Source organism: Ralstonia sp. TCR112 (assembly GCF_007997035.1).
Taxonomy (GTDB): domain Bacteria; phylum Pseudomonadota; class Gammaproteobacteria; order Burkholderiales; family Burkholderiaceae; genus Ralstonia; species Ralstonia edaphi.
The window spans coordinates 1-670 of record NZ_VOSS01000256.1; the positions used below are offsets into that span (position 1 = coordinate 1).

Consider the following 670-nt stretch of genomic DNA (forward strand, 5'->3'; position numbering starts at 1 on the left):
CGCTGCTGGTGTTCATCCTGCACTCGGTTACTACATCACCCCCGCGCTGCTGGGCGGGCCGAACGACCAGATGGTCAGCTACTACGTGGCCTACTTCACCAACGTCACGATCAACTGGGGCATGGCATGCGCGCTGGGTGCGCTGCTGTTGCTGGCCACGCTGGTGCTGTACGCCGTGTATGGGCGCTTCACGCGGCCCAAGGTTCGCGTTGGTTGAACGGAGCCCATCGAACATGAAACTCGCCAAACCGATGTTTGCCCCGCACACCTCGCTCGTCGAGCGCCTGTGGTACTTCGCGCTGCGCGGCCTGGCCGTGCTGACGCTGCTGTACCTCGTGCTGCCGGTGCTGGTGATCGTGCCGCTGTCGTTCTCGTCGAGCACGTTCCTTTCGTACCCGATTCCCAGCTATTCGCTGCGCTGGTATCAGAACCTCGTCACGTCGGACGAATGGCGCATGGCGGCCAAGAACAGCTTCATCGTCGCCCCCGCCGCCACGATCGTCGCAACGGTGCTCGGCACGCTGGCCGCCATCGGGCTGAACAAGGCGGACTTCCGCGGCAAGGGTCTGCTGATGGCCGTGCTGGTGTCGCCGATGATCGTGCCCGTGGTGGTCGTAGGCGTCGGCATGTACTTGTTCTTCGCGCCGCTGGGGCTGGCCAATACGTATAT

General features: G+C 63.6%; 1 protein-coding gene and 1 pseudogene. Both read left to right on the forward strand.

The genetic code is table 11. The features are described 5' to 3' along the window. Positions 1-217: pseudogene (locus FUT88_RS25730) on the forward strand (ABC transporter permease); the annotation flags it as partial. Positions 218-233: 16 nt separating this feature from the next. Next, positions 234-670, forward strand: a 437-nt coding sequence (locus FUT88_RS25735; protein ID WP_410003904.1) for an ABC transporter permease, incomplete at its 3' end; no start/stop codon positions are given.